The organism is Flavobacterium anseongense (assembly GCF_021608185.1).
GTDB lineage: Bacteria > Bacteroidota > Bacteroidia > Flavobacteriales > Flavobacteriaceae > Flavobacterium > Flavobacterium anseongense.
Window position 1 is genome coordinate 103,808 of sequence record NZ_JAKIHN010000009.1, and the last position, 26,222, is coordinate 130,029.

Consider the following 26,222-nt stretch of genomic DNA (forward strand, 5'->3'; position numbering starts at 1 on the left):
AAATTATGGCAATATTTAATTTTCAGAAGCCCGATAAAGTTATCATGATCGATTCAACCGATTTTGAAGGTAAGTTTGAATTCAGACCTTTAGAACCAGGATACGGATTGACAGTTGGTAATGCACTTAGAAGAGTTTTACTTTCTGCGTTAGAAGGTTATGCAATTACATCTATCAGAATTGATGGTGTTGAGCATGAGTTTTCAACTATTTCAGGAGTTGTAGAAGATGTTACTGAAATTATCCTAAATCTTAAACAAGTACGTTTCAAACGTCAGATTGAAGATGTAGATAACGAAACAGTTTCTATCTCCATCTCAGGAAAAGATCAAATTACAGCTGGTGATTTCCAAAAATTCATCTCTGGTTTCCAGGTGTTGAATCCGGAATTGGTTATCTGTAACTTAGATAGCAAAGTAAATCTTAATATGGAATTAACTATCGAGAAAGGTCGTGGTTATGTTCCTGCAGAAGAGAACAAAAAACAAAACGCAGCAATCGGAACAATATTTACTGACTCAATTTTTACTCCGGTAAAAAATGTAAAGTATGCTATTGAAAACTTCCGTGTGGAGCAAAAAACAGATTATGAAAAATTAGTTTTCGAAATCAAAACTGATGGTTCAATCAATCCAAAAGATGCTCTAACTGAAGCTGCCAAAGTTTTAATTCACCACTTTATGTTATTCTCTGATGAGAGAATAACCCTTGAAGCTGATGAAATTGCTCAAACTGAGTCTTATGATGAAGAATCATTACACATGAGACAATTGCTTAAAACAAAATTGGTTGATATGGATTTATCCGTAAGAGCACTGAATTGTTTAAAAGCTGCAGAAGTTGATACACTTGGAGATCTAGTATCTTTCAACAAAAATGACTTAATGAAGTTCCGTAACTTCGGTAAAAAATCGCTAACTGAGTTAGATGAATTAGTAGCCAACAAGAATTTAACATTCGGAATGGATTTAGGTAAATACAAATTAGATAAAGAATAAATTACCTCATATTTTGCTCTCCAAAAAGGATTGTAGCAAGATGAGGGCTAAAAAAACACGTCATGAGACACGGGAAAAAAGTAAATCATTTAAGCAGACAGACCGGACATAGAAAAGCTATGTTGGCTAATATGGGTTGTTCTCTAATCGAGCACAAACGAATCATCACTACTGTTGCTAAAGCAAAAGCGTTGAAACAATTCGTTGAGCCGCTTATAACAAAATCAAAAGAAGATACAACTCACAATCGTCGTATCTGTTTCGCTTACTTGCGTAACAAATATGCAGTAACTGAGTTATTCAGAGACGTAGCTGCAAAAGTTGGTGATCGTCCGGGTGGATATACTCGTATCATCAAAATGGGTAACCGTCTTGGAGATAACGCTGATATGGCCATGATTGAATTAGTTGACTTTAACGAACTATACAATGGAGGTAAAAAAGAGGAGAAAAAAGGTAGAACACGTCGTGCTAAGAAATCAGCTGCGCCAGTTGCCGCTCCTGTTGCTCCGGCACCAGTTGTAGAAGAAGTAGCTCCAATCGTTGAAGAAGCTGCACCAATTGTAGAAGAAGTTGTTGAAACTCCGGTTACAGAGGTTGTAGAAACTCCGGAAGTTGTTGAAGAAACTCCTGCAGTTGCAGAAGTAGAAGAGACACCAGCTGACGAAGCTCCTGAAGCACCAGCTACTGATGAAGAATCAAAAGAAGAGGAAGCATAATAATATGCTACTTCATAAATAGGAAAAAGGATAAACGTTTTGTTTATCCTTTTTTTTTATTGGTAAATCAATTTGCATATTCTTAGTTTATGATGTGTATAATTTATGAATTGGTTTTTTAATCGACCTGTGTCGTTATATTGATAATTAGATGTTAAAATGGTACAAATCATTAATTGTAGGATTATTATTTTATAACTTGCACAATTTTATATTCCTTTTTGATTAAATATTTTATCACTTTATTTAGTAAAGTAAATCAGCATGAATAACCAAAAATCATTTTGTTTTTTTAATAAACATAATTTAACCCTATTGGTTATTTTTATGTCTGTTTTTTGTTTCTCACAAAACGAGACAAACAATTGGTATTTTGGGGCAAATGCCGGAATTGATTTTAGCAATGGAGATGTGACAATTCGAAATAATGGAAGTATGGTTACACCAGCCGGATGTTCAAGTATTTCAGATAATAATGGGAATTTGTTATTTTATACCAACGGTCAGACAGTTTGGAATAAAAACCATCAAATAATGCTAAACGGAGAAGGCCTATCCGGAGAAATAGATGGAATTCAATCTTCGTTAATTGTACCAAAACCAAACGATAATTCAACGTATTACATTTTTTATACAAGACAAGCTGTACTCACAAGTCCGGTATATTATTTACCCGGAATATATTATACAGAAGTTAAGTTTGATGAGGCAAATCCTTTTGGTTATGTTACAGTGAACAAAGATGTCAGGATTGCAGAAATAGAAGCGACAAACAGAATTGCAGCAATTCATCATCCTCAGAGTGATACCATAAGAGTCATTTGCATAACAAAACCAGATCCGGTATTCGGAGTCATGATTCCTGATGGAGAATTTATATTCAGAATATTTAATGTAACGCCTACTGGAGTGAATCCAACTCCGATAAAAAGGCCAATAAATTTGAGTATAGCCAGACTGGGCGCAATGAAAATTGCCCCTGATGGTAGTTATTTAGCTTTTGCTGATAGTGCTGCTCGGAAAGTATATTTCTATAGCTATAATAATGAAACTATTAGTTTCGAACCCTATTTTACACTGCCGACAATACCTGCATTTGGAGTGTTTATCAATCCTTATGGCATTGAATTTTCTCAAGATTCTAAAATGTTTTACTATTCAGGAGATGGTTATGTGGTGCAGTTTCCTTTTAGAAATATTGGAGGAATTGATCCGGCAGATTCCTATTTGATGCCTACGGAAAATCCGGGTTCAATTCAACTGGCAAGAAATGGTAAAATATACATTGCTCAGGGAAATTTAAGCGATCCTTTTGGGAAAGTATCGGTAATAAACAAGCCCGAAAAAATAGGGGAAGAATGTGCTTTTGTCTCAGAATCAATCGAGTTTGAAGATGCAGCTTCTACCAAAGGACTACCAGTATTTGTAGCTTCTTTTTTGAGAAACAGAATTATTCCTTCTAAAGACGATTGTGTCGATGTAGCCTTTACTTTTGAATTGGATGCCTACAGACAAATATTATCTGTTGAATGGGATTTTGGAGACGGAGCGACATCTACAGATTTTAATCCAACACATCTTTTCAGTACACCGAGAATCCATAAAGTGAAAGCAAGAATAATAATGGATAACAATCAGGTGGTTACTTTGTATAAAGAAGTCGAAGCCTATCCGTTACCAGAGCTGGAGCCAAATCAAATACTTACCCAATGTGATACCGACGCAGATGGAATCTCGGTTTTTAACCTTGAAAATATAAAAGATCATGTTGTCCTTCCAGATCCCGATTTTATCTACACTTTTTATCACAGTTTGGATGATGCTAATAACGATAGAAATCAAATTCCGGATGCACTTCATTATACCAATGTTTCAAATCCCGAAGAGATTTTTGTAAAAATAGTCAGTTCCAAAGGCTGTGTAACGATAACCAATTTTTACCTCGAAAATTATCAGGCAAATGCATTGCCAATAAGCGACATTTACGTTTGCGAAAGTTCAGATGATATTTTGAATAATTCGGAAGGTAAATTTGATTTAAGAGCAAAACAATTAGACATAAGGACTGAATTAGCAATGCCGGCTGAGTTTACAATAAGTTTTTATGCTACTCTGACGGATGCACAAACGAAGATTTCGCCTTTGGATAGGTATCATACATCAGCAACAACAGTAATTTGGGTCCGAATTGAAGATGACAGCCATAATTGTTTTGGAATTATGCCTTTCGATGCAATTGTAAATTCAAATATTGATTTGGATATAGAAAGTCAATATACTATTTGTGATCCAAGTGTGCAGCCACCATTAATTCTCGACGGAGGCAATAGTAATTATTCCTGGATATGGAAAAATCAAAGCGGAAGTATTATTGCTACTCAAAGATTTTTTCAACCAATGCAAGAAGGTGATTATTCTGTGACTGTTAGCAAAATAGAAAACGGAATAAGCTGTTCATTAACCAAAGAGTTCAGTGTAACAAAAGTGACTGCTCCGGAATTTATAGAGGTTAGCGCCGAGAACGGGAAAATTTTTGTTTCAGTAAGCGGAAATAGTAGTTATGAATTTTCCTTGGATGGAATTCATTATTTTGGTTCCGGAAGCTCCCATATATTCTCGAGCGTTGCAGCAGGTATTCACAGGGTTTATGTAAAAGACACGAATAATTGCGAAAAAAGTATTACTACCGAAATTTATATGATGACAGTTCCGGCCTATTTTACACCAAATAATGACGGAATCAATGATGAATGGAAAATATTAGGCTTGACAAAACAATTTTATTCTAATGCTGAAATTAGAATCTTTGACAGATTTGGAAAACTATTGTATACCATGGATATGAATGAAAATCAGTATGGCTGGCCTGGAATTAGTGATAAAAGGATGTTTCCTGCAGATGATTATTGGTACAAGATAACATTAACTGATTTGGAAAATAACCTGATTTTAAAACATGGACATTTTAGCTTAATCAGATAATCATAAAATATAACCTAAAAGTTCTCTATTGTGAGAACTTTTTTTTTGGTGTATTTTTGCAATGTCAAACTACAACACACAACTACACGATGCAACACACAACAAGACCACAGGCCATTTTACTACTAGCCGACGGAACCATTTTTTATGGTAAATCAATCGGAATTTCCGGGAAGACTTTTGGAGAAGTTTGCTTTAACACCGGAATGACAGGCTACCAGGAAATCTTCACAGATCCTTCTTATTTCGGGCAAATTATGGTAACTACCAATCCACACATTGGAAATTACGGAGTCAATCCCGAAGAAGTTGAATCAGGAAGAATAATGATTTCAGGATTGGTTTGTAAAAACTTCAGTTTTAACCATTCGCGTCCCGATTCCGAAAGCAACCTGTACGATTATTTCGAAAAGCAAAACCTAATCTGTATTTCAGATGTTGATACAAGAGCTTTGGTGAGTTACATCCGTGACAACGGCGCACAAAATGCGGTTATTTGTACCGATGGAACTTCGGTAGAAGAATTGAAAAAACAATTATCAAATGTTCCCGACATGAAAGGGTTAGAGCTGGCCTCAACGGTGTCAACTACTGAACCGTATTTTTTTGGTTACGAAAACGCAACCTATAAAATCGCAGCACTGGATTTAGGAATCAAAAGAAATATCCTGAGAAACTTAGCAAAAAGAGATTGCTATATCAAAGTATTTCCATACAATGCCTCTTTTGAGGAATTAAAATCGTTTAATGCTGACGGTTACTTTTTATCAAATGGTCCGGGCGATCCGGAACCACTAGAAGGAGTAATTGGTGTTGCCCAAGAACTGATTGCCTCTGACAAACCTGTTTTCGGAATCTGTTTAGGACATCAGATTATTGGTTTGGCAAACGGAGTTTCTACATATAAGATGTTTAACGGTCATAGAGGAATCAACCATCCTGTAATGAATGTCCTGACAGGAAAAGGTGAAATCACTTCGCAAAACCACGGATTTGCTGTGAACAGAGATGAACTTGAGAAACATCCTGATTTAGAAATCACACATTATCACATCAACGATAACACGGTTGCCGGTATGCGTATGAAATCCAAAAATGTTTTCTCAGTGCAATACCATCCTGAAGCAAGTCCGGGACCGCACGATTCATCGTATCTTTTTGATGATTTTATTACCAATATCAAAAAGGCGAAAAGCCTACTTGAAGTATAACTTTTCGCCTTTTACTGTTAAGCTGTATTTAACGGAATTAATCTTTGCTGGCATATGTTTCATAAAGGCTATCAAATTTTCCATTGTTTTTTAGGAAAGTACTATTCGTAGCCAACCAGCTGTCATACATCTTGTCTTTGGTAATTTGAAGATCATTAAAAACTGCATAAAACAAATTCTTTTTGGTATTGTAACTTTTGACAGTAGTATTATATTTGGCAATACTTTCGCTGTTTTCTGGCTGTGTTGAGTTTTTTAATGCCTGAAGTGTATTATATTCATCTACATACGCAATGAATAAGTCGCTCAATTTTTCTCTTTGGCCAGCTATAAAATTAGCATATTCAATATTGGCATCATTAAGGGAAGTATCTTTGTATTCACTTCTATATTCGCTGGTTTTCGCCACAACTTCATCACGCGTAAAAGTAATCATGTTCAAGCAATCTGAAAATCCTTTTTTATCTTTTGTATTTATTACATAGGTAAGTTTTTCATCCATAACATTCATTTTATAAAACAATACGTTTTGATACGCATTGTACTCTAAAATATTTTTAGACTTGTTATTTTTAAAATGCATTTTATAACACATAGCAAAACTCTTTTTGTCTTGTTCGTATTTTTTAAGCTCTTGATAATAAGCAATAAGATGACTTTCTTTAGTTGCAAGGTTTTCACCTATTTCAGGTAGGGTTAAAGTGCTTTGATAATCATAATCATTTAAAATCAGACTACCGTTTTTTAGACAGTCAATAGTTCTTTGGTTTAATTTTATAAAACTGTCTCTTAATAAAGTATTGCCTTCAAATCCTTTATTGTTGGCCAATAGAATTGAATTAATGTTTTCTAATTTTTCAATAATTCTGACAGCCGTAACTTTCGTTCTTGAATATAATTGTGATTCAACTATGGAAACAGAATAATCCATAAGGGATTTTTTTACAAATAATTCATTTTTAGCAAAATCATCCATATAAGCTTCGATAGTACGATAATTTTGAGAACTTGAAATTGCCGGTATTAGACCAACAAATATAAAGAAGCAAACTTTAATTAGTAGATTACTTTTCGGACTGTTTTGAAGAGTAGATTTTTTCATGAGGCAAGTGTTTTATTTTTATGTAAAATTAGCCCCAACCTGAAGGGTGAATGTTATATGATATCTCTTTATACTTGTATAATTCTCATTATGAAGTGCATTTCAACGATTCTTGCTAGCTAAAACGATTGCGTTTATAAGTTCTGCAAATAATTGCACGGCTATTTTTTAAATTCCTTAAATTTGTGAACCAATTAAAAATCTTAAACTAAAATAAAATGAGCATAATTATCAAAGTTCACGCAAGACAAATTCTTGACTCAAGAGGAAATCCAACAATAGAAGTAGATGTAGTTACCGAAAATGGCGTTTTAGGAAGAGCCGCAGTTCCGAGTGGAGCTTCTACTGGTGAGCACGAGGCAGTAGAATTACGCGATGGTGGAAAAGCCTATATGGGTAAAGGAGTTTCAAAAGCAGTTAAGAATGTTAACGAAATTATTGCCCCCGAATTAATGGGTGTTTCAGTATTTGAGCAAAATCACATTGATCAATTAATGATTGAATTGGATGCAACTCCAAATAAATCAAACCTTGGCGCTAATGCTATTTTGGGTGTTTCTTTGGCTGCAGCCAAAGCAGCGGCAAACGAATTAGGATTGCCTCTATACAGATACGTTGGCGGTGTTTCTGCTAATACCTTGCCGGTTCCAATGATGAACATCATCAATGGTGGTTCGCATTCTGATGCACCGATTGCATTTCAGGAATTTATGATTATGCCAGTAAAAGCAACATCGTTTACACATGCGATGCAAATGGGAACAGAGATTTTTCACAACCTGAAAAAAGTATTACACGATAGAAATCTTTCGACAGCTGTTGGTGATGAAGGTGGATTTGCTCCAAACTTAGCCGGTGGAACCGAAGATGCTTTGGATACAATCAAAAAAGCAGTAGAAAATGCGGGTTATAAATTTGGTGACGAAGTTATGATTGCTTTAGATTGTGCCGCTTCGGAGTTTTATGTAGACGGAAAATACGATTACACAAAATTTGAAGGTGCAACAGGCAAAGTAAGAACGTCTAAAGAGCAAGCAGAATATTTAGCTTCTTTGGCTACAAATTATCCTATCATTTCTATCGAAGACGGAATGTATGAAGACGATTGGGAAGGCTGGAAATATTTAACCGAATTGGTTGGAGACAAAACCCAATTAGTTGGAGATGATTTATTTGTAACCAATGTAGAGCGTTTGTCAACCGGAATACAAAAAGGAATTGCTAATTCAATTTTAGTAAAAGTAAACCAAATTGGAACGTTGACAGAAACAATCGCAGCTGTAAACATGGCACACAATGCGGGTTATACTTCGGTAATGTCACACCGTTCAGGAGAAACCGAAGACAACACGATTGCCGATTTAGCCGTAGCATTAAACTGTGGTCAAATTAAAACCGGTTCGGCTTCACGTTCAGACCGTATGGCAAAATACAATCAGTTGTTAAGAATAGAAGAGGAGTTAGGCAATACAGCTTATTTCCCCGGAGTAAGAGCTTTCAAACAGAAGTAATTCTATAAAGAATATTTATTCATTACACCTGACAGTTTTCTGAAAACTGTCAGGTGTTTTTGTTTTTAGCAATGACCTTTAGAGAATTGATTTAACCCAATGATATATATAAATATTTTATTTTTATTATGAATAATAAAAAAAATGTGTAATATTATAATGAATTATTTTTTTTTAATATAAAATATATTACTTTTATGCAATCGATTACATCTGTATAGATTTAATAGCAAAAAATTTAAAATCATTAACAACTAAAAATAAAAAATTATGAAAAGAAAATTACTCTTAATTCTTCCAATGGTATTGTTTACATTGGTTTCTAATGCTCAGGATCACGTTTGGGATTTTGGTAATGATACAACAAACTGGCCGGTTAACCCAGGTTATAATTCAAGTAGTCCTGCCACTACAACTATAGATGGTTTGACTCTTATTTCCGGAGGCTCCGTTATAGGTGCTATTTCAGCTGCTTCTAATACTGCTTTTAGCGATGGTTTTACTAACGTAAATATGATGACTGTTCAGTCGGCTACAGGTGCTCCTATGCCGACAAAACGTGGTTTATCTTTTCCTGTTAATGGGCCTTGTACGATTAAACTTTGGGTATATACATCTTCTACAAACAGAAGAGCTTCAATATCTGATGGGACTAATGAGTTAGCTTTCTACCTTTCTGCTTCTCCTTCTCCTTATAAATCTATTTTAGTAGCATATTATACTGGTGGTCCGGGTACTATTTATGTATATACTAATAATACTATGAATTTTGCTAAGCTTTCAGTAGAAACAGGACTTGGCATAGATGATGTAAAAGAAGAGGCATTGCCTGTTTTTTATACTAACGGGAATCAAGTCTTTTTATCTAATGTAAAATCAAATACAACAGTTTCTATTTATTCTATTACCGGTGCATTAGTTAAAACAATTAAGACAAATAACGATACTAGTTTTGAACTTTCAACTGGTCTTTGGATTGCTAAAGTCAAATCAGAAGAAGGTGGAAAAACAGTCAAATTAGTAGTTAGATAATAATTGCTGTTTTATAAAATACAAAAGACTTCCGTAACAGCGGAAGTCTTTTTTTTATGCCTTGATTAAATACAAATAGTTTTCAAATCTTTAGTTTCCATTTTTTATTTTGAATCGAGAATAGTACTTTTGCACATGCAACACAACGTACTTATTTTAGATTTCGGTTCGCAATACACACAACTTATTGCGAGAAGAGTTCGGGAATTAAATATATTCTGCGAAATCTTCCCTTACAATCATTTACCAATTGATTTATCGTCTTACAAAGCTGTCATTCTTGGTGGAAGTCCTTATTCTGTCCGCTCAGAAGATGCTTTGCAAATTGATTTGTCCAATATTCGTGGCAAACTTCCTTTACTTGCGGTATGTTATGGCGCCCAATATTTGGCACATTTTTCAGGTGGAGAAGTAGCTGCTTCCAATATCAGAGAATACGGGAGAGCCAATTTATCTTATATCAAAGAAGAGGAACCTTTTTTTGAAAATGTAAATGTGAATTCACAAGTTTGGATGAGCCACAGTGATACCATCAAACACTTACCAACTAATGGTGTGAAATTGGCCAGTACCAAAGATGTCGAAAACGCAGCCTACAAAATTGATGGTGAAACAACGTATGCCATTCAGTTTCATCCTGAAGTTTATCATTCTACTGATGGAAAACAAATCCTTGAGAACTTTTTGGTGAAAATTGCCCACGTTCCTCAAAACTTTACACCAAATGCTTTTGTAGATGATTGCGTCAAAGAATTACAGGAAAAAGTAAAAGGAGACAAAGTTGTTCTTGGACTTTCAGGCGGTGTAGATTCAACAGTAGCAGCGGTTTTATTGCACAAAGCCATTGGTAAAAACCTTTACTGTATTTTCGTTAATAATGGCTTGCTTCGTAAAAATGAATTCGAAAATGTACTACACCAATACAAAGACATGGGCTTAAATGTAAAAGGTGTAGATGCTTCAGCAAGATTTATGAGTGCTTTAGATGGTGTAGAAGATCCGGAAGCCAAAAGAAAAGCAATCGGAAATGCATTTATTGAAGTTTTTGATGAAGAAGCGCATTTGATAGAAGATGTAACCTGGTTGGCTCAAGGCACAATTTATCCCGATGTAATCGAATCAGTTTCGGTAAAGGGACCATCAGCAACCATCAAATCACATCACAATGTGGGCGGTTTACCCGATTATATGAAGCTCAAAATAGTGGAACCTTTGCGCATGTTATTCAAAGACGAAGTGCGTAGAGTAGGTAAAACATTGGGCATCGACCCGGAACTTTTGGGCAGACATCCATTTCCGGGACCAGGATTGTCGATTAGAATTTTAGGTGCCATCACACCGGAAAAAGTTAGAATTCTACAAGAAGTTGATGCCGTTTTTATCAACGGATTAAAAGAACACGGATTATACGATAAAGTATGGCAAGCCGGAGCGATTTTGCTTCCTGTGAACAGCGTTGGGGTTATGGGAGATGAGCGTACGTATGAAAAGGTAGTGGCGCTGAGAGCCGTAGAATCAACAGATGGAATGACAGCGGACTGGGTGCATTTACCTTATGAATTTTTGATGAAAATCTCCAACGAGATTATCAATAAAGTAAAAGGTGTGAATAGAGTAGTGTATGATATTAGCTCAAAACCACCAGCAACAATCGAATGGGAATAGTTTTTGTTAACACAAAAAAGTTAATGAAAAAATCAGCAATTTATATTGAGTTTAAAAAGTTTTGTTAACTTTAGACGTTAAATAAACAATAAGTAAATGAAAAACCGTATTCTTTTTTCAATATTTCTGACCATATTTTCCTTTGTTTTTACAGTTTCTGCAAAGCAGGAAAAATATACGAAGCATACTGTTGCCAAAGGTGAAACTATCAATATGATAGCTCAAAAATATAAGGTTACACCTTACGATATTTATAGTTTAAATCCGGATTCTCAAAATGGAATTCAATTGAACAGTGTTCTTTTAATTCCGTCATCTGCTTCAGTAGTGGTTATACATTCCACTCAAAATGCAGCACAAACCGGCAATCCAAATACACATTTAGTGCAACCCAAAGAAACCTTGTACAGCATTTCTAAACAGTATGGTGTTACCATTGATGCGCTAAAAGCAGCAAATGGAGATTTATTAAATAATGGTTTGAAGATTGGACAAAATATCAAAATTCCGACTTCAGGTAGCGGACAAAATGTTGCTGTTTCTAAACCTGTTGAAGCTCCAAAAGTAGTTGCTCCCAAACCAGTCGTTGTGAAACCAACTCCAAAAGTAGAAGCGAACAACGCAGAAACCACCTATCACATCATTGAACCCAAAGAAACAAAATACGGTATTTCTAAAAAGTACGGAATGACTATTCCCGAATTGGAGCGTTTAAATCCAGCCATTACAAATGATTTTCCTATCGGACTTAAATTAGTTGTTTCAGGAAATACTCCTTCTACAGAAGTTGCAAAGCCAGTTGCAGAAGCTGCAAGACCATCAGTTGAAACACCTACAACCTCCGGCACTAAAAAATATTTAGAGGAATATGTGGTGAAACCAAAAGAAACCATTTCGAGTATTGCTAATGATTACGGAATGTCAGAACAGGAATTAATTTCGTTAAATCCTGAATTGAAAAGGGGAATTAAATTAGGGATGATACTTCGGGTACCCAAAGGACAGCGGAAAGAACCTGTCAAAAAAGAACAGGGAAATTTACTTAAAACAATCAACACTAATGCGAGGAAACAACTCGCATTACTTTTGCCCTTTAATATCTCAAAGATTGAAAGTGACACTATAAATTCTACGCAGGCCAGATTGAAAAAAGATAAATTTTTGAATTTGACTTTAGATTTCTATTCAGGAGCTTTAATGGCGATTGACTCGGCTAAAGTTTTAGGGATGAATGTTGATATCAAAATTTTAGATTCACAGGAAACTAAAAACTCCTCAAGCGTAGCAACTTTAGTACAGCAAAATGCGCTTCAAAATATGGATGCCATTGTAGGTCCATTTTATCAGTCTAATGTTGAGAAATTAGCTGAATTGGTTGAATCAACAAAAACTCCGGTTATTTCTCCATTGTCAAAAGAAACCGGGAAAAAATATTCAAATCTTTATCAATCCATGCCTTCGGCAGAGTATCTGCGCAGTGCGATGTTTGATTTTATGAAAGCAAAAAGCGGCAATATTATAGCTGTTGTTGATAACAAGAAAGGAAGCGTAAAACAATATATTCAGGAAATGCAACCAAATGTTAGAATTGCTGGCCTGAGTGCGAAAGGAACCTTTGTTGCCGATAGTTTAAAAGTATTATTCAAAAAAGACAAACTCAATTATGTAGTCTTGGCTTCAGAAAGCACCGGAATGATTTTGTCAACCACTTCAGCAATGTTAGCTGCACAAAAAGAGTATCAGGTGCAACTTGTAATTTTAGAGCAAAACGACACCTTCGATTTTGAGGAAATTTCATTGACGCGATTAACCAAATTAAAGCTTCTCTATCCATCGCTTTCCAGACCAAACGAAACAGAGGAAGCCAATCAATTTGATGCGAAGTATAAAAAGATTAACAAAATTACACCTAATCAATACGCCATTCGTGGCTTTGATGTAACGTTTGATACTTTACTCAGATTATCCCAAGAAATGACTTTTGAAGAAACCGCACAATCATCGCCTTCAGAACAAATAGAAAACAAATTTGATTATGTTCAAAATACAACTTATGGTTATTCCAATAACGGAATTTACATCTTGTATTACGACGCCGATTTAACCATAAAAGAAGCATTATAATGACCACATCAATCATTAGATATTTAGGAGAATTAAGAACTTCATCCATGCATTTACAATCGGGAACAGAAATCCTGACCGATGCACCAACCGATAATCATGGCAAAGGCGAAGCTTTTTCACCAACCGACATGGTAGCCAATTCTTTGGGAACATGTATGATTTCGATTATGGCCATAAAATCAAAAGATTTGGATTTGGAATTAAAGGGTTCAACAGCAGAAGTGACCAAAATTATGCAGGCCGAACCCAGAAAAATTGCCCGAATAGAAGTGATTTTAAATATGTCAGTAGCGACTTCAGATAAAAACAAAACCATATTGGAAAGAAGCGCAATGACTTGCCCGGTTTTTTTGAGTTTGCATCCGGATATTGAAAAGGTTATTACTTTTAACTGGAAATAGAAAAAGAACATAGAGAAAAGAATATAGAGCAAAAAGCTTCGGTCTATTTTCTTTCATCTTTCTCATAAATGAATCCACAACAACAACTTCTCATAAAACTTGCCCATACCAAAATGCCTTTCGGCAAATATGAAGGTTATTATCTTATCGATTTGCCCGAGTATTATGTGGTTTGGTACAGCCAAAAAGGTTTTCCAAAAGGGCAACTCGGAGAGCAACTCCAACTCGTTTATGAACTCAAATTAAACGGTTTGGAAGAATTGGTTCGGAATATTAAAAAACAATATCCTAAGAAAGATTATTAGATTGCAGGACTTTTAGATCGTTAGATTTATATGAATTTTTTTTCTAATAATCCAACAATCTAATCATCCAATAATCCATTTTAAATTCTTATTTTTGCCTCGTTTTTTACAACAATTACAACACAACAACTACAAAAAAAAATGAATCAAACAAAATACATTTTTGTTACCGGCGGTGTGACTTCTTCTTTGGGAAAAGGAATCATCGCAGCATCTTTGGCCAAGTTACTACAGGCTAGAGGTTATCGAACGACCATTCAAAAATTTGATCCTTACATCAATGTTGATCCGGGAACTTTAAATCCGTATGAACACGGAGAATGTTTTGTGACGGATGATGGTGCAGAAACCGATTTGGATTTAGGACATTACGAACGATTTTTAAATGTTCCCACTTCTCAAGCCAATAACGTTACTACAGGAAGGGTCTATCTTTCGGTAATTGAAAAAGAAAGAAGAGGTGAGTTTTTAGGAAAAACAGTTCAGGTTGTTCCTCATATTACCAACGAAATTAAAGAACGAATGCAGTTGCTTGGTAAGTCAGGCGATTTTGATATTGTGATTACTGAAATTGGTGGAACAGTCGGAGATATTGAGTCATTACCTTATATCGAATCGGTGCGTCAATTGGTATGGGAATTAGGTGAGCATAACAGTATAGTTGTTCATCTAACTTTGATTCCTTATTTGGCTGCAGCCGGAGAATTAAAAACAAAACCAACACAGCACTCAGTTAAAACTTTAATGGAAAGCGGAATTCAGGCCGATATCTTGGTATGTAGAACTGAGCATGAATTATCCGATGAATTGCGTCAAAAACTGGCTTTATTCTGCAATGTAAAACGCGAAGCGGTGATTCAGTCTATCGATGCTTCAACGATTTATGAAGTGCCAAACTTAATGCTAGATGAAGGTTTGGATGTTGTAGCTTTAAAGAAATTAAGCTTGCCTAAAAAAGCAGCTCCGGATTTGAAAAACTGGAACACTTTCTTGCACAGATTAAAGCATCCGAAACAAACTGTAAATGTAGGTTTGGTTGGAAAATATGTTGAGTTGCAGGATTCGTATAAATCAATCTTAGAATCATTTATTCATGCCGGTGCAGCAAATCAGACCAAAGTGAATGTGATTTCTATTCATTCCGAATTTTTAGATGCCAAAACGGCAGATGAACAGCTAAAACATTTAGACGGCATACTAGTTGCTCCGGGCTTTGGCGGTCGCGGAATAGAAGGGAAGATTGATACGGTTCGTTATGCCCGTGAAAATAATATTCCGTTTTTCGGAATTTGTCTCGGAATGCAAATGGCGGTTATCGAATATTCGAGAAACGTTTTGGGATTAAAAGAGGCCAATTCAACCGAGATGAATGAAGAAACTCCAAACCCGGTTATTTCCATTATGGAAGAACAAAAAACCATCACAGACAAAGGAGGAACGATGCGTTTGGGTGCTTGGAAATGTAATCTTGCCGAAGGAACTTTGGCACACAGAATTTATGAAAAAGCTCAAATTCAGGAACGTCATCGTCACCGTTATGAGTTTAATAATGACTATAGAAAACAATTAGAAAAAGCAGGATTAATTTGTTCGGGGATCAATCCGGAAACAGGCTTGGTCGAGGTAATCGAATTAGAAAACCATCCGTTTTTTATCGGAGTGCAATACCATCCGGAATATAAGAGTACCGTTGCGAATCCACACCCAATTTTCGTTAGCTTTGTGGCCGCAATGGTAAAACATAAAAATAAATAACATTTTGATATAATCCCGAAGCTTCGGGAAAGCAGTACTATGGAAGAAAAGAAATTTGATTTTAATACAATTATTGGTTTTGGTTTGATATTCGTTATCGTCGTTTGGATGATGTATAACAACAGAGAGAGCGAATTGAAAGAACAACAAGAAAAAGCCAAAACAGAGAAAGCAGCAAAAGCAGTTGCAGCGGCAACTCCAAAAGAAACTACTAAAACCATAACAGATACTACTGTTGCCGATTCAGTTAAAATTCAAAAGCTTCAAGGTACTTTAGGAAGCTTTGCTTACTCAGCTACTTTGCCTTCTGCAAAAAATGATTTCACGACTTTAGAAAATGATTTGGTAAAGTTGAAAATTGCTAACAAAGGAGGTTATGTTGTAGAAGCAGTTTTGAAAAAGTATGAAAAATTCAAGAAAAATTCAGGGCAATTAGTAGAGTTGATAAAGGATAATAATGCCAATTTTAATCTTCAATTGCAGACTAAAGACAATCGGGTCTTAAATACAAAAGACTTGTTTTTCGAACCAACTTTGACCAAAGTAGGCGACAATCAAATTCTTTCGATGAAGCTAAAAGCCGGTGCAAATGAGTATTTAGAGTACAAATATGTTTTAGCACCTAACAACTATTTAGTCGATTTCGATATCCATTCTCAAGGATTAAATACGATTTTAAACACTTCAAAACCTATCGACCTACAATGGGATTTAAAAAGCTACCGAAACGAGAAAAGTATATCTTACGAGAACCGTTATGCCGAAATTTATTTCGAGTATGAAGATGGAAAAATCGATTACGTTGGACAAGGAAAAGACAAAGAAGAAAATCCTGAGAAGGCAACCTATATTGCTTTCAAACAGCACTTTTTCTCAACTATTTTATTGACCAAAACACCATTTGAGAAAGCAAAATTACATTCAAATGATTTGGTAAATGATGAGAAGAAAGACACCATTTTCACAAAACAATATAAAGCAACAGCTCCGTTAGCATTTACAAATGGAGAGTTAGATTATAAAATGAATTGGTATTATGGTCCAACGGATTATAAAACTTTAAAAAATTACGACAGAAATCTTGAAAAAATTGTACCGCTAGGTTGGGGAATTTTCGGTTGGATAAACAAGTTTATTTTTATTCCGTTATTTGGATTTTTAAGTTCGTTTATGGGATTGGGAATTGCAATTATCATCTTTACTATTTTGATCAAAATTGCAATGTCGCCTATTACGTTTAAATCATTTTTGTCGCAGGCGAAGATGAAAGTTTTACGTCCTGAGATTATGGAAATTGGAGAAAAATTCAAAAAAGATCCAATGAAAAAACAACAGGAAACAATGAAGTTATATAGCAAAGCAGGAGTAAATCCTATGGCTGGTTGTATTCCGGCCTTGATTCAAATTCCGTTTATGTATGCTTCGTTCCAGTTTTTCCCATCGGCATTCGAGTTGAGACAAAAAGGGTTCCTTTGGGCAGACGATTTATCATCATTTGACCAAATATTCAAATTGCCATTCAATATTCCGTTGTATGGTGATCACGTAAGTTTGTTCCCGATTTTAGCAGCGATTGCGATTTTCTTCTATATGAAAATGACATCAGGCGATCAGGCAATGGCACAACCACCGCAAGATGGTATGCCCGATATGGCTAAAATTATGAAAATAATGATATATGTTTCGCCTGTAATGATGTTGATTTTCTTCAATAGTTACGGTTCAGGGTTGAGTTTGTACAACTTTATTTCCAATTTAATCACCATCGGAATTATGTTGGTTATCAAGAAATATTTTATCGATAGCGATAAGATTCATGCACAAATTCAGGAAAATAAAACAAAGCCAAAAACAGAAAGTAAGTTCCAAAAAAAGATGAGAGAAATGATGGAACAAGCCGAAGAGCAAAAGAAAATTCAACAGCAAAATAAAAAGAAATAATATTTCAAAAACACATTTTCAAAACTCTGTTTAAAAAACCTATCTTTAAACAGAGTTTTTAATTTTATAAAACCATGAAAGTACTAATAATTGGACACGGAAATATGGGTAAAACTTATGCGAATAGTTTTATCAGTTCACGATTTATCAAACCGGAAGATATTTTTGCTTTAGTCAGAAATTCAGACTTTTCAGGCATCGAAAGTGCTATTCCAAAAGCTAATTTTTCAACTACAGTTTCCGAAAAAATCGGAGATTTTGACATTGTAATTTTAGCAGTGAAACCACAGGATTTTAGTGTTTTGGCTCAAACGGTAAAACCGTATTTAAAAGATGGTCAAATTATTTTTTCGGTCATGGCCGGAATTACAATAGCCAAATTAGAAGCCCAACTTTCCTGCTCAAAAATTGTCCGTTCGATGCCCAATATTCCGACGCAAATCGGAATGGGAATGACTGTTTTTACGGCTTCTGCCAACGTAGACAGAAAGGAATTGTTCATCATCCAAAACCTAATAAACACTACCGGAAAATCGGTTTATGTTGAGAATGAAAAACTCATTGATGCCGCCACAGCAATTTCAGGAAGTGGACCTGCTTATGTTTTTTATTTTATGCAATCGATGATAAAAGCAGCAGTCGATTTAGGGTTTAATGAATCGGAAGCAGAGTTGTTAGTCAATCAAACTTTTATGGGTTCAGTAGCCATACAAAACAGTTATTCATTATCTAACGAAGAATGGATTGCCAAAGTAGCTTCAAAAGGAGGGACAACCGAAAGTGCTTTGCGAATTTTTGAAAAAGGATTATTAGAAAAAACAATAATCGAAGCAGTAAAAGCTGCCAACGACAGAGCTTTAGAATTAGGTTCATAAAAAAAGCGCAGTATTCACTGCGCTTTTCTTTTCATAGCAATTAAAAAATTATAAAGTAGGCAAAAGCACTTTACTTAATACATGAATCACTCCATTTAAAGCTTGAACATCAGTTGCTATAATATTGCACTCTCTGTTATTAGCGTCTCTTAATCTTGCACCACCACTCAAAAGAACAGTAAAAGTTTGAGCTGGAGTTAAAATTGGTGTTACAACTTGTCCCTCTGTTAAAGTATTTGAACGTACATTAGCAGGACTAACTACATGATAAGTTAAAACTTTAGTTAAGTTGGCTGTGGAAACACCTGCAATACCACCAGGCGCCAATTCAGTATTTAACGAAGTGAAGGCGGCATTGTTTGGTGCAAATACCGTAAATGGACCTGTTCCTGAAAGGATACTTACAAAATCAGGTTGACCTGAACTAGTCAATGCTCCAACTAAAGAAGTAAATTCAGGATTAGCAATGGCATGATTCACTACAGTTGGTAATCCAATAACATTTCCAACAACATGGATAACTCCGTTGCTTGCATCTAAATCAGCAGTTGTAACTACAGCTCCACCATTTGAAGCTCCACCATTTAGAGTAACTACGCCACCGGATTTTTGTACAAACATACTAATGGTTGGAGCGTTAGCTGAAGTATTTATTGGTGATAAAGTAGAAACATAAGTTGCTGCAGGGATAGCAGTACTTTTGATTTCAGAGGCGATAACATGATTTAATAAAACATTTTTAAGTACATTAACATCTACATTATTAACAGTTACTGATGGACCAAGAGATGCAAAAAATGTTTGAAATGCTGTATTTGTAGGTGCAAATACTGTAAATTGACCACTACCATCCAATGTTGCCGTTAGACCGGTTCTATTCAAAGCAGTTACCAATGTGGAGAAATCTGAGTTTGCCGAAGCAATATCAACGATTGTTGGTTGACTGTCGCTATCACTACTACAGGAGAAAATTGTTAGCGATAAAAATGCAATTCCGATAAATTTTGTTAATTTTTTCATAGTTATTTTGTTTAATGTTTAATACAAAGCTAAATCATTTTTGTTTAACAAAAAATATAAAAGATTAAACAAAATAACATTTATGAAAAAATTAACTATTTTGTTTAACCTATTAATCAGTGACTTATGTCTACATGCTCAATATTTCAGACAGTTTACTTTTTTTGGTTCACTATTTGGTTAAACAGAAAAGTTTTGATAGAAATAATTTTTTGAGATGTTTTACGTTATAAGTAAAAAACTATTTTTGTTAAAGCATGAAACAAATAGAAAATATGAAATATATAATTGCAATATTGTTCACCTCACTTACATTGTGCGCTCAGGATTTTAACAAACTAGATGAAAATGGCAAAAAAAATGGCATTTGGAAAGGCGTATATGAAACATCAAAACGACCTCGTTATGAAGGGACTTTTGAACATGGAAAAGAAATCGGACTGTTCAAATTCTTCGATGATACCAAAGCAGGAACAGTAATCGCTACAAGAGAATTTAATTCGAAAGATAATTCCTGTTACACTATTTTTTATAATCAAAATAAAAATAAAGTTAGCGAAGGTAAAGTAGTAAACAAACAGTTTGAGGGAGAATGGAAATATTATCATGAAGATTTGCCAACTGTCATGACGCTTGAGCCTTATGTAAATGGAAAACTAAATGGTATTAGAAAAGTTTTTTATAAAAGTGGTAAAATAGCTGAAGAAACAACATATAAGGACGGAATCAAAAATGGAATTTATAAAAGTTATGCCGAAAATGATGTAGTACTGGAAGAATCTGTATACAAAAACGGACAGTACGATGGATTGGCTGTTTTTAGAAATGTTGATAATCAAATTGCTGCCCAAGGTGCTTTTAAAAACGGAAAAAAAGTTGGTGTATGGAAAATGCTAGTGAAAGGAAAGCTGAAAGATGTTAACATGAACTACCAAAATAAAAAATTCAAAAAACCAACAATGCCAAATCAATCTGATGTTAAAGTAGAAGTGAAGTCAGAAGAAAAAATACCTCAGGATAATATTGATGAAAAAATGGGACGCAGAATGAGTAGATAAATTTTGCTTACAGCTACATTATTTTAACTGATATCTTAATATAAAATTTTGGAGAATTTGCGGTAACTTTGCCGCAAATTTTTTTTGCAATAAATAAAATGAAACGAGTTGTTGTTGGACTTTCCGGTGGAGTTGATTCGAGTGTTGCTGCTTATCTTTTAAAAGAGCAAGGCTATGAAGTCATTGGCCTGTTTATGAAAAACTGGCACGATGATTCGGTTACTATTTCGAATGAATGTCCATGGCTAGAAGATAGCAACGATGCGCTTTTGGTTGCCGAAAAATTGGGAATTCCTTTTCAAACGGTTGACTTAAGTGAACAATACAAAGAAAAAATTGTCGACTATATGTTCAATGAATACGAGCAAGGTCGAACTCCAAATCCGGATGTATTGTGTAATCGCGAAATTAAGTTTGACGTTTTTATGAAAATTGCTTTATCGCTTGGTGCGGATTATGTGGCGACTGGACATTATTGCAGAAAAGGAGAGATTGATGTCGATGGAAAACCTACTTATCAATTATTAGCAGGAAAAGATGGAAACAAAGATCAATCGTATTTCCTTTGTCAATTATCTCAAGAGCAATTAGCTAAGTCTTTATTTCCGATAGGAGAATTAACCAAACCCGAAGTTCGTGATATTGCCACAAAATTAGATTTGGTTACTGCCGAAAAGAAAGATTCGCAAGGATTGTGTTTTATCGGAAAAGTTCGTTTACCCGAATTCTTGCAACAACAATTGCAGCCTAAAGAAGGTTTAATTTATGAAATTGACGCAAATAGTTCTATTTATAATCAAGAGCAACCCATATTTAATTCGTTAGAAGAACAATTAGCATTTGAAAGTAAAGGAATTGTTTATACTTCTGAAAGTGGAAAAGTTGTGGGCAAACATCAAGGCGCACATTATTTTACCATCGGACAACGAAAAGGATTAAATGTTGGCGGAACAAAAGAAGCACTTTTCATCATTGCTACCGATGTAAAAACCAATGCTATTTATACGGGTCAAGGAGCAAATCATCCCGGGTTATTTAAAAGAACTTTGCGTGTTCAGCCTTCAGAAATTCATTGGATACGAGAAGATTTAGCATTAAAAAATGGTGAATCAATGCAGGTTATGGCTCGTATTCGCTACCGTCAGGCTTTGCAAAAAGCAACTTTATATCAATTCGAAAGCGGTTTGTATGTTTCATTTGAAGAACCACAATCAGCGATAACCGAAGGGCAATTTGTAGCCTGGAATATTGATGACGAATTAGTTGGTTCAGGAGTAATTTCATAAATTAGCATTCTTAATGAGTAATGCTATGAACAAACGTTTCTTAATTGTCTGTTTTCTTTTAAGTCTTTGTGGATATTCTCAAGAAGATGCATGGGTTTATTTTAATGATAAGCCAAATGCAGCAGCTCAGTTGAGTACTCCTTTAAATTTTCTGACTCAAAGAGCTTTAGACCGAAGAACCAATCAAGGGATTTTACTGAATGAAAATGATGTGCCAATTCATCAGGATTATATTGATGGTATTACGGCTGCGCCCGGAATTACAGTAAAAGCCAAATCAAAATGGTTGAATTGTCTCCACGTTCGAGGAACTATTAGTGATATTAATGCATTGACTTTGTTACCTTATGTAAATCGTGTTCACTTTGCAGATGCTTCGTTAAATTCGAAACAACCAAGGACAAAAACCATCAATCCGGTCAATAAACATATGGATGTTTTGGCGAATTTTAATTATGGCAATTCCAACAATCAAATAGAAATGCTGAATGGGCATTTACTGCATCAGGCGAATTATACCGGAACAGGCAAAATAATAGCGGTTCTCGATTCGGGATTTATAAATGTAAATTCAACAGCACCTTTTCAAAGATTATTCGATAATAATTTGATACTTGGAGGTTATAATTTTGTTAGTAGAGATGTTAATGTGTATTCGTTACACAATCACGGAACCATGACACTTTCCTGTATGGGAGGTTATGTTGATGGCGAACTTGTTGGTACTGCTCCCGATGCACAATATTATTTATATGTAACCGAAGATATATCTCAGGAAAACCCCGTAGAAGAAAGTTATTGGGTTGAAGCAGCCGAAGAAGCAGATAGAGTAGGAGCAGATATTATTTCTACCTCATTGGGATATTATAAGTTTGATGATACAAACTATGGGCATAACTATAGTGAATTTACTGGAGACACGGCTTTCGCTTCAAAAGGAGCTAATATAGCTTTTAGTAAAGGAATCGTGGTGGTTGCCAGTGCAGGTAATTCGGGTTCTAGCGCTGAGCCTTTGAATCATGTTGGTGTTCCGGCTGAAGCACTTCATGTTTTAGCTGTTGGTGCTGTAAAATCAGATGAGACGTATGCTACTTTTAGTTCAATCGGACCTTCGTTTGACGGAAGAATAAAACCGGATGTGATGGCAAAAGGTCAAGCTTCGGTTGTAGCCAATACTAGTGGAAATATCCAGACTGCAAGTGGAACTTCTTTTTCCTGTCCAATCATCTCGGGAATGATAGCTAGTTTTTGGCAAGCAATTCCATGGGCAACAAATCAGCAGGTTGTAGATTTCGTTAAACAATCAGCAGACAGGTATGTAAATCCAAACAATCAATTTGGTTATGGAATTCCCGATTTTCAGTTGGCATTAAACAACGCACTTTCTGTCAATCATAATTCAGGAGGAAGGTTTTTGGTGCATCCAAATCCGGTTCAGGATAACTTATTTGTTTCTTTCCCAGATGGATTTCAGGAAGCAAAAATTAGTTTATACAATGCTATAGGTCAAATCGTTTTTGAGAAAAATATTCAAAATACAGATGTGTCTCTTTCATTGAATAACATCAATTCCGGAATCTACTTCTATAAACTAAACAGTAATTCATTTGTTCAGACCGGAAAAATCATTAAAAATTAATACTGAGCACAATTCAGCATAGATGAATAGAATCACCCAACTTTTCAATATAAAATACCCAATTATTCAAGGCGGAATGATTTGGAATAGCGGTTATAAATTGGCCAGTGCCGTAAGCAATGCCGGAGGTTTAGGATTAATCGGCGCAGGCTCAATGTATCCCGATGTTTTGCGTGAACATATCCAAAAATGCAAAAAAGCAACGGATAAACCTTTTGGGGTTAATGTTCCGATGTTGTATCCAAATATTGAAGAGATTATTCAGATTATAATTGAAGAAGAAGTTAAAATTGTTTTCACATCGGCTGGAAATCCAAAAACCTGGACCAGTTATTTAAAGGGAAGAGGAATTACTGTGGTGCATGTTGTGAGCAGTTCAAAGTTTGCCTTAAAAGCTCAGGAAGCAGGAGTTGATGCAGTTGTTGCCGAGGGTTTTGAAGCTGGTGGGCATAATGGAAGAGAAGAGACCACAACATTTACATTAATTCCAATGGTAAAAGAACAAATTAATATTCCGCTAATAGCTGCTGGCGGTATCGCTACAGGAAGAGGAATGTTGGCAGCAATGGTTCTTGGTGCTGATGGGGTTCAAATGGGTTCCCGATTTGCAGCTTCTTTTGAAAGTTCTTCGCACGAAAATTTCAAGAAAACCATTATTGCAACTAAAGAAGGTGATACGCAATTAACGTTAAAAGAGTTAGCTCCGGTTCGATTGATAAAAAATAAATTTTACAACGATATTCAGGAATTGTATTCAAAATGTCCAACACAGGATGACTTAAAGGTATTATTAGGTAGGGCAAGAGCCAAAAAAGGAATGTTTGAGGGAGATTTAGAAGAAGGCGAATTAGAAATAGGCCAAATAGCAGGGTTAATTCACGAAATTAAATCGGTCGAGTCTATTATTGATGAAGTAATACTGGAATTTAATGCCACCTCAAAAGCTATTCAAAGTACTACATTTTAAGTCGTTTTAATTCTACATTTAGTTGTTAATAGGTTTGCAATTTAAAGTAAACTTATTAACAATTTTTTATTTTATAAAAAACAATGAGATTATTAATAACTCTAAAATTAATTTATAATTTCATGTAAAATGTTTTATTTCAGTTAGATAAAGTATTTTTTTCTTATCGAGTTATTCATATTACTGTTGATTAATTTGTTTATAACATTTTAATAAGTCAAATCCTGTTTATATTATTATGAGTAATATAGTGGAAGTTTTTTTTGCTATAGAGTGGGCTATTGAATATCATATTAAATCGTTTTTATTGTTCAAAGAAGTAAAAATATAAATGGTGTTATGATATAATGTGCATTCAATTAGTGAAGAATTGTCTAAAATTGAATTGCTTATGAGAATCACTACTCTTGTTAAAAATTATTCTGTTCACTTTTTTTTATTACTATCTCTTTTGGGGGATAATGATGCGGTGTATTCTCAATGTCCTACTGTAACAAATCCTACCCAATCATTTTGTGATACACAATCTCCAACTGTTGCGAGTCTTGTGGCTATAGATAATGGTGGTGGTATTAGATGGTACGCCAATGCTACAGGTGGAGCTCCTTTGTCAAGCTCAACAAGTTTAATAAATGGCGAAGATTATTTTGCAGATTCTATCATAGGTCCTTGTAGCACAAGACAAAGCGTGGTTGTTACTATTTATTCGGCACCAACTGGTGCAAATTTTCAAGGGGTTTGCGTAACCAGTGCTAGCCAAGCGACACCTTCTAATCCTCAATTTGTCATATCTGGTAATGGTTTAAAATGGTACACAGTACCGAGTGGCGGAACTGCATTATCTCCAACAGCGGTTTTGTCAGATAACACTATTTATTATATTAGTCAAACTAATCCGTCTACCGGATGTGAAACCTCTAGGCTTCAGTTATTTGTAAATGTTGGAATTGTCCCTGTTCCTACCGGATTAGCGGTACAGGAGTTTTGTAGCATCTCTTCTCCAACTGTAAATGATTTAGTAGCATCGGGCAATAATAACTGGTATTTAACATCCGCATTTGGAATTCCTTTAGATTTATCAACTCCACTTGTAAACGGGCAACATTATTATGCTACCACAGTTGATCCTCCTTGTGAAAGTAGTGATCGGTTTGATGTTTTAGTAAATATTTATGAACCAAATGATGCCGGTAGTAATGGTAACAGAGGAATATGTATAGATCAGATTCCATCTACAGCACCATTTGATTTGTTTAATTTATTAGGTGGAACACCTGATAATACAGGCGCTTGGACAGGTCCAATAGCTACGGCCAATGGTTTTCAAGGAACTCTTGATGTGTCAACAATGACTTTGGCAGGAAGTCCTTACGTATTTACTTATACAGTTTCTTCAGCTTTATGTGCAACCGATGCAGCAACAGTGACTATAAGGATAAATCCACAACCGACAGTAACAGTAACGAGCCCACCGGTTTGTGCGGGAACACCGGCAACGGTAACAGCCACGCCAACACCTGCAGGAACATACACATACACTTGGACCGTTCCATCGGGAGCAACGAATCCCGGAAATGTAGCAACCTTCACTACGACAACGGCAGGGGTTTACAGTGTTGTCATCACTG

The 26,222-nt window shown here is 35.2% G+C and carries 19 protein-coding genes and 1 pseudogene; 18 read left to right on the forward strand and 2 right to left on the reverse strand.

Features of this window, described 5'->3' with window-relative positions:
* The first annotated feature begins 5 nt into the window (after window positions 1–5).
* From L1S35_RS11965 to carA, 4 genes and pseudogenes are all read left to right on the forward strand, one after another.
* Window positions 6–998 carry a DNA-directed RNA polymerase subunit alpha gene (locus L1S35_RS11965; protein ID WP_136151653.1) on the forward strand — a complete coding sequence of 331 codons (993 nt, stop codon included), beginning with the start codon at window positions 6–8 and terminating at the stop codon, window positions 996–998.
* Between the two features lie 62 nt (window positions 999–1,060).
* Window positions 1,061–1,513 (forward strand): annotated as a pseudogene (gene rplQ, locus L1S35_RS11970) (50S ribosomal protein L17); the annotation flags it as partial.
* 531 nt (window positions 1,514–2,044) lie between these two features.
* Window positions 2,045–4,699, forward strand: a complete 2,655-nt coding sequence (locus L1S35_RS11975; RefSeq protein ID WP_236400981.1) for an FIDD domain-containing protein — start codon at window positions 2,045–2,047, stop codon at window positions 4,697–4,699.
* A gap of 89 nt (window positions 4,700–4,788) precedes the next feature.
* A complete protein-coding gene (gene carA, locus L1S35_RS11980; protein WP_236400983.1) occupies window positions 4,789–5,910 on the forward strand; it encodes a glutamine-hydrolyzing carbamoyl-phosphate synthase small subunit in 1,122 nt (373 codons plus the stop codon).
* A gap of 37 nt (window positions 5,911–5,947) precedes the next feature.
* Here carA and L1S35_RS11985 read toward each other — a convergent pair whose 3' ends face one another.
* Entirely contained in the window at window positions 5,948–7,012 is a 1,065-nt protein-coding gene (locus L1S35_RS11985; protein ID WP_236400985.1) for a hypothetical protein, read from the reverse strand.
* A 218-nt stretch (window positions 7,013–7,230) separates the two neighbouring features.
* On the opposite strand from L1S35_RS11985, the gene eno reads away from it, so the two are divergent.
* The 9 genes from eno to proC all read left to right on the forward strand — a co-directional run bounded on the left by eno (window position 7,231) and on the right by proC (window position 18,624).
* On the forward strand, window positions 7,231–8,523 hold the full coding sequence (gene eno / locus L1S35_RS11990; protein ID WP_236400987.1) for a phosphopyruvate hydratase: 1,293 nt from the start codon (window positions 7,231–7,233) through the stop codon (window positions 8,521–8,523).
* Between the two features lie 270 nt (window positions 8,524–8,793).
* Window positions 8,794–9,555, forward strand: coding sequence for a T9SS type A sorting domain-containing protein (locus L1S35_RS11995; protein ID WP_236400989.1), 762 nt, complete (start codon window positions 8,794–8,796; stop codon window positions 9,553–9,555).
* Window positions 9,556–9,690: 135 nt separating this feature from the next.
* Entirely contained in the window at window positions 9,691–11,220 is a 1,530-nt protein-coding gene (gene guaA, locus L1S35_RS12000; RefSeq protein ID WP_236400991.1) for a glutamine-hydrolyzing GMP synthase, read from the forward strand.
* A gap of 96 nt (window positions 11,221–11,316) precedes the next feature.
* Entirely contained in the window at window positions 11,317–13,344 is a 2,028-nt protein-coding gene (locus L1S35_RS12005; protein WP_236400994.1) for a LysM peptidoglycan-binding domain-containing protein, read from the forward strand.
* On the forward strand, window positions 13,344–13,748 hold the full coding sequence (locus L1S35_RS12010; RefSeq protein ID WP_236400996.1) for an OsmC family protein: 405 nt from the start codon (window positions 13,344–13,346) through the stop codon (window positions 13,746–13,748). The genes L1S35_RS12005 and L1S35_RS12010 overlap by 1 nt, the downstream gene beginning before the upstream one ends.
* Window positions 13,749–13,816: 68 nt before the next feature.
* Window positions 13,817–14,053 (forward strand): DUF3820 family protein, encoded by a 237-nt coding sequence (locus L1S35_RS12015; protein WP_236400998.1) that lies wholly within the window; start codon window positions 13,817–13,819, stop codon window positions 14,051–14,053.
* A gap of 141 nt (window positions 14,054–14,194) precedes the next feature.
* The gene (gene pyrG, locus L1S35_RS12020; RefSeq protein ID WP_236401001.1) at window positions 14,195–15,808 is read left to right on the forward strand and encodes a CTP synthase; all 1,614 of its coding nucleotides are present in this window, start codon (window positions 14,195–14,197) and stop codon (window positions 15,806–15,808) included.
* Window positions 15,809–15,847: 39 nt separating this feature from the next.
* On the forward strand, window positions 15,848–17,749 hold the full coding sequence (gene yidC / locus L1S35_RS12025) for a membrane protein insertase YidC (protein ID WP_236401003.1): 1,902 nt from the start codon (window positions 15,848–15,850) through the stop codon (window positions 17,747–17,749).
* 74 nt (window positions 17,750–17,823) lie between these two features.
* Window positions 17,824–18,624, forward strand: coding sequence for a pyrroline-5-carboxylate reductase (gene proC, locus L1S35_RS12030; protein WP_236401005.1), 801 nt, complete (start codon window positions 17,824–17,826; stop codon window positions 18,622–18,624).
* A 48-nt stretch (window positions 18,625–18,672) separates the two neighbouring features.
* Here the strand turns inward: proC and L1S35_RS12035 are convergent, their stop codons facing one another.
* Complete coding sequence (locus tag L1S35_RS12035) at window positions 18,673–19,644, reverse strand: fasciclin domain-containing protein (RefSeq protein ID WP_236401007.1); 972 nt, start codon at window positions 19,642–19,644, stop codon at window positions 18,673–18,675.
* Between the two features lie 257 nt (window positions 19,645–19,901).
* Here L1S35_RS12035 and L1S35_RS12040 point away from each other — a divergent pair, with 257 nt between their 5' ends.
* The 5 genes from L1S35_RS12040 to L1S35_RS12060 form a co-directional block, all read left to right on the forward strand.
* On the forward strand, window positions 19,902–20,702 hold the full coding sequence (locus L1S35_RS12040; RefSeq protein WP_236401009.1) for a toxin-antitoxin system YwqK family antitoxin: 801 nt from the start codon (window positions 19,902–19,904) through the stop codon (window positions 20,700–20,702).
* Window positions 20,703–20,800: 98 nt separating this feature from the next.
* On the forward strand, window positions 20,801–21,988 hold the full coding sequence (mnmA, locus tag L1S35_RS12045; protein WP_236401011.1) for a tRNA 2-thiouridine(34) synthase MnmA: 1,188 nt from the start codon (window positions 20,801–20,803) through the stop codon (window positions 21,986–21,988).
* Between the two features lie 13 nt (window positions 21,989–22,001).
* Complete coding sequence (locus tag L1S35_RS12050) at window positions 22,002–23,627, forward strand: S8 family serine peptidase (protein WP_236401013.1); 1,626 nt, start codon at window positions 22,002–22,004, stop codon at window positions 23,625–23,627.
* A gap of 22 nt (window positions 23,628–23,649) precedes the next feature.
* Window positions 23,650–24,594, forward strand: coding sequence for an NAD(P)H-dependent flavin oxidoreductase (locus L1S35_RS12055; protein WP_236401015.1), 945 nt, complete (start codon window positions 23,650–23,652; stop codon window positions 24,592–24,594).
* A 391-nt stretch (window positions 24,595–24,985) separates the two neighbouring features.
* Window positions 24,986–26,222, forward strand: a 1,237-nt coding sequence (locus L1S35_RS12060) for an immunoglobulin domain-containing protein (protein WP_236401017.1), incomplete at its 3' end; no start/stop codon positions are given.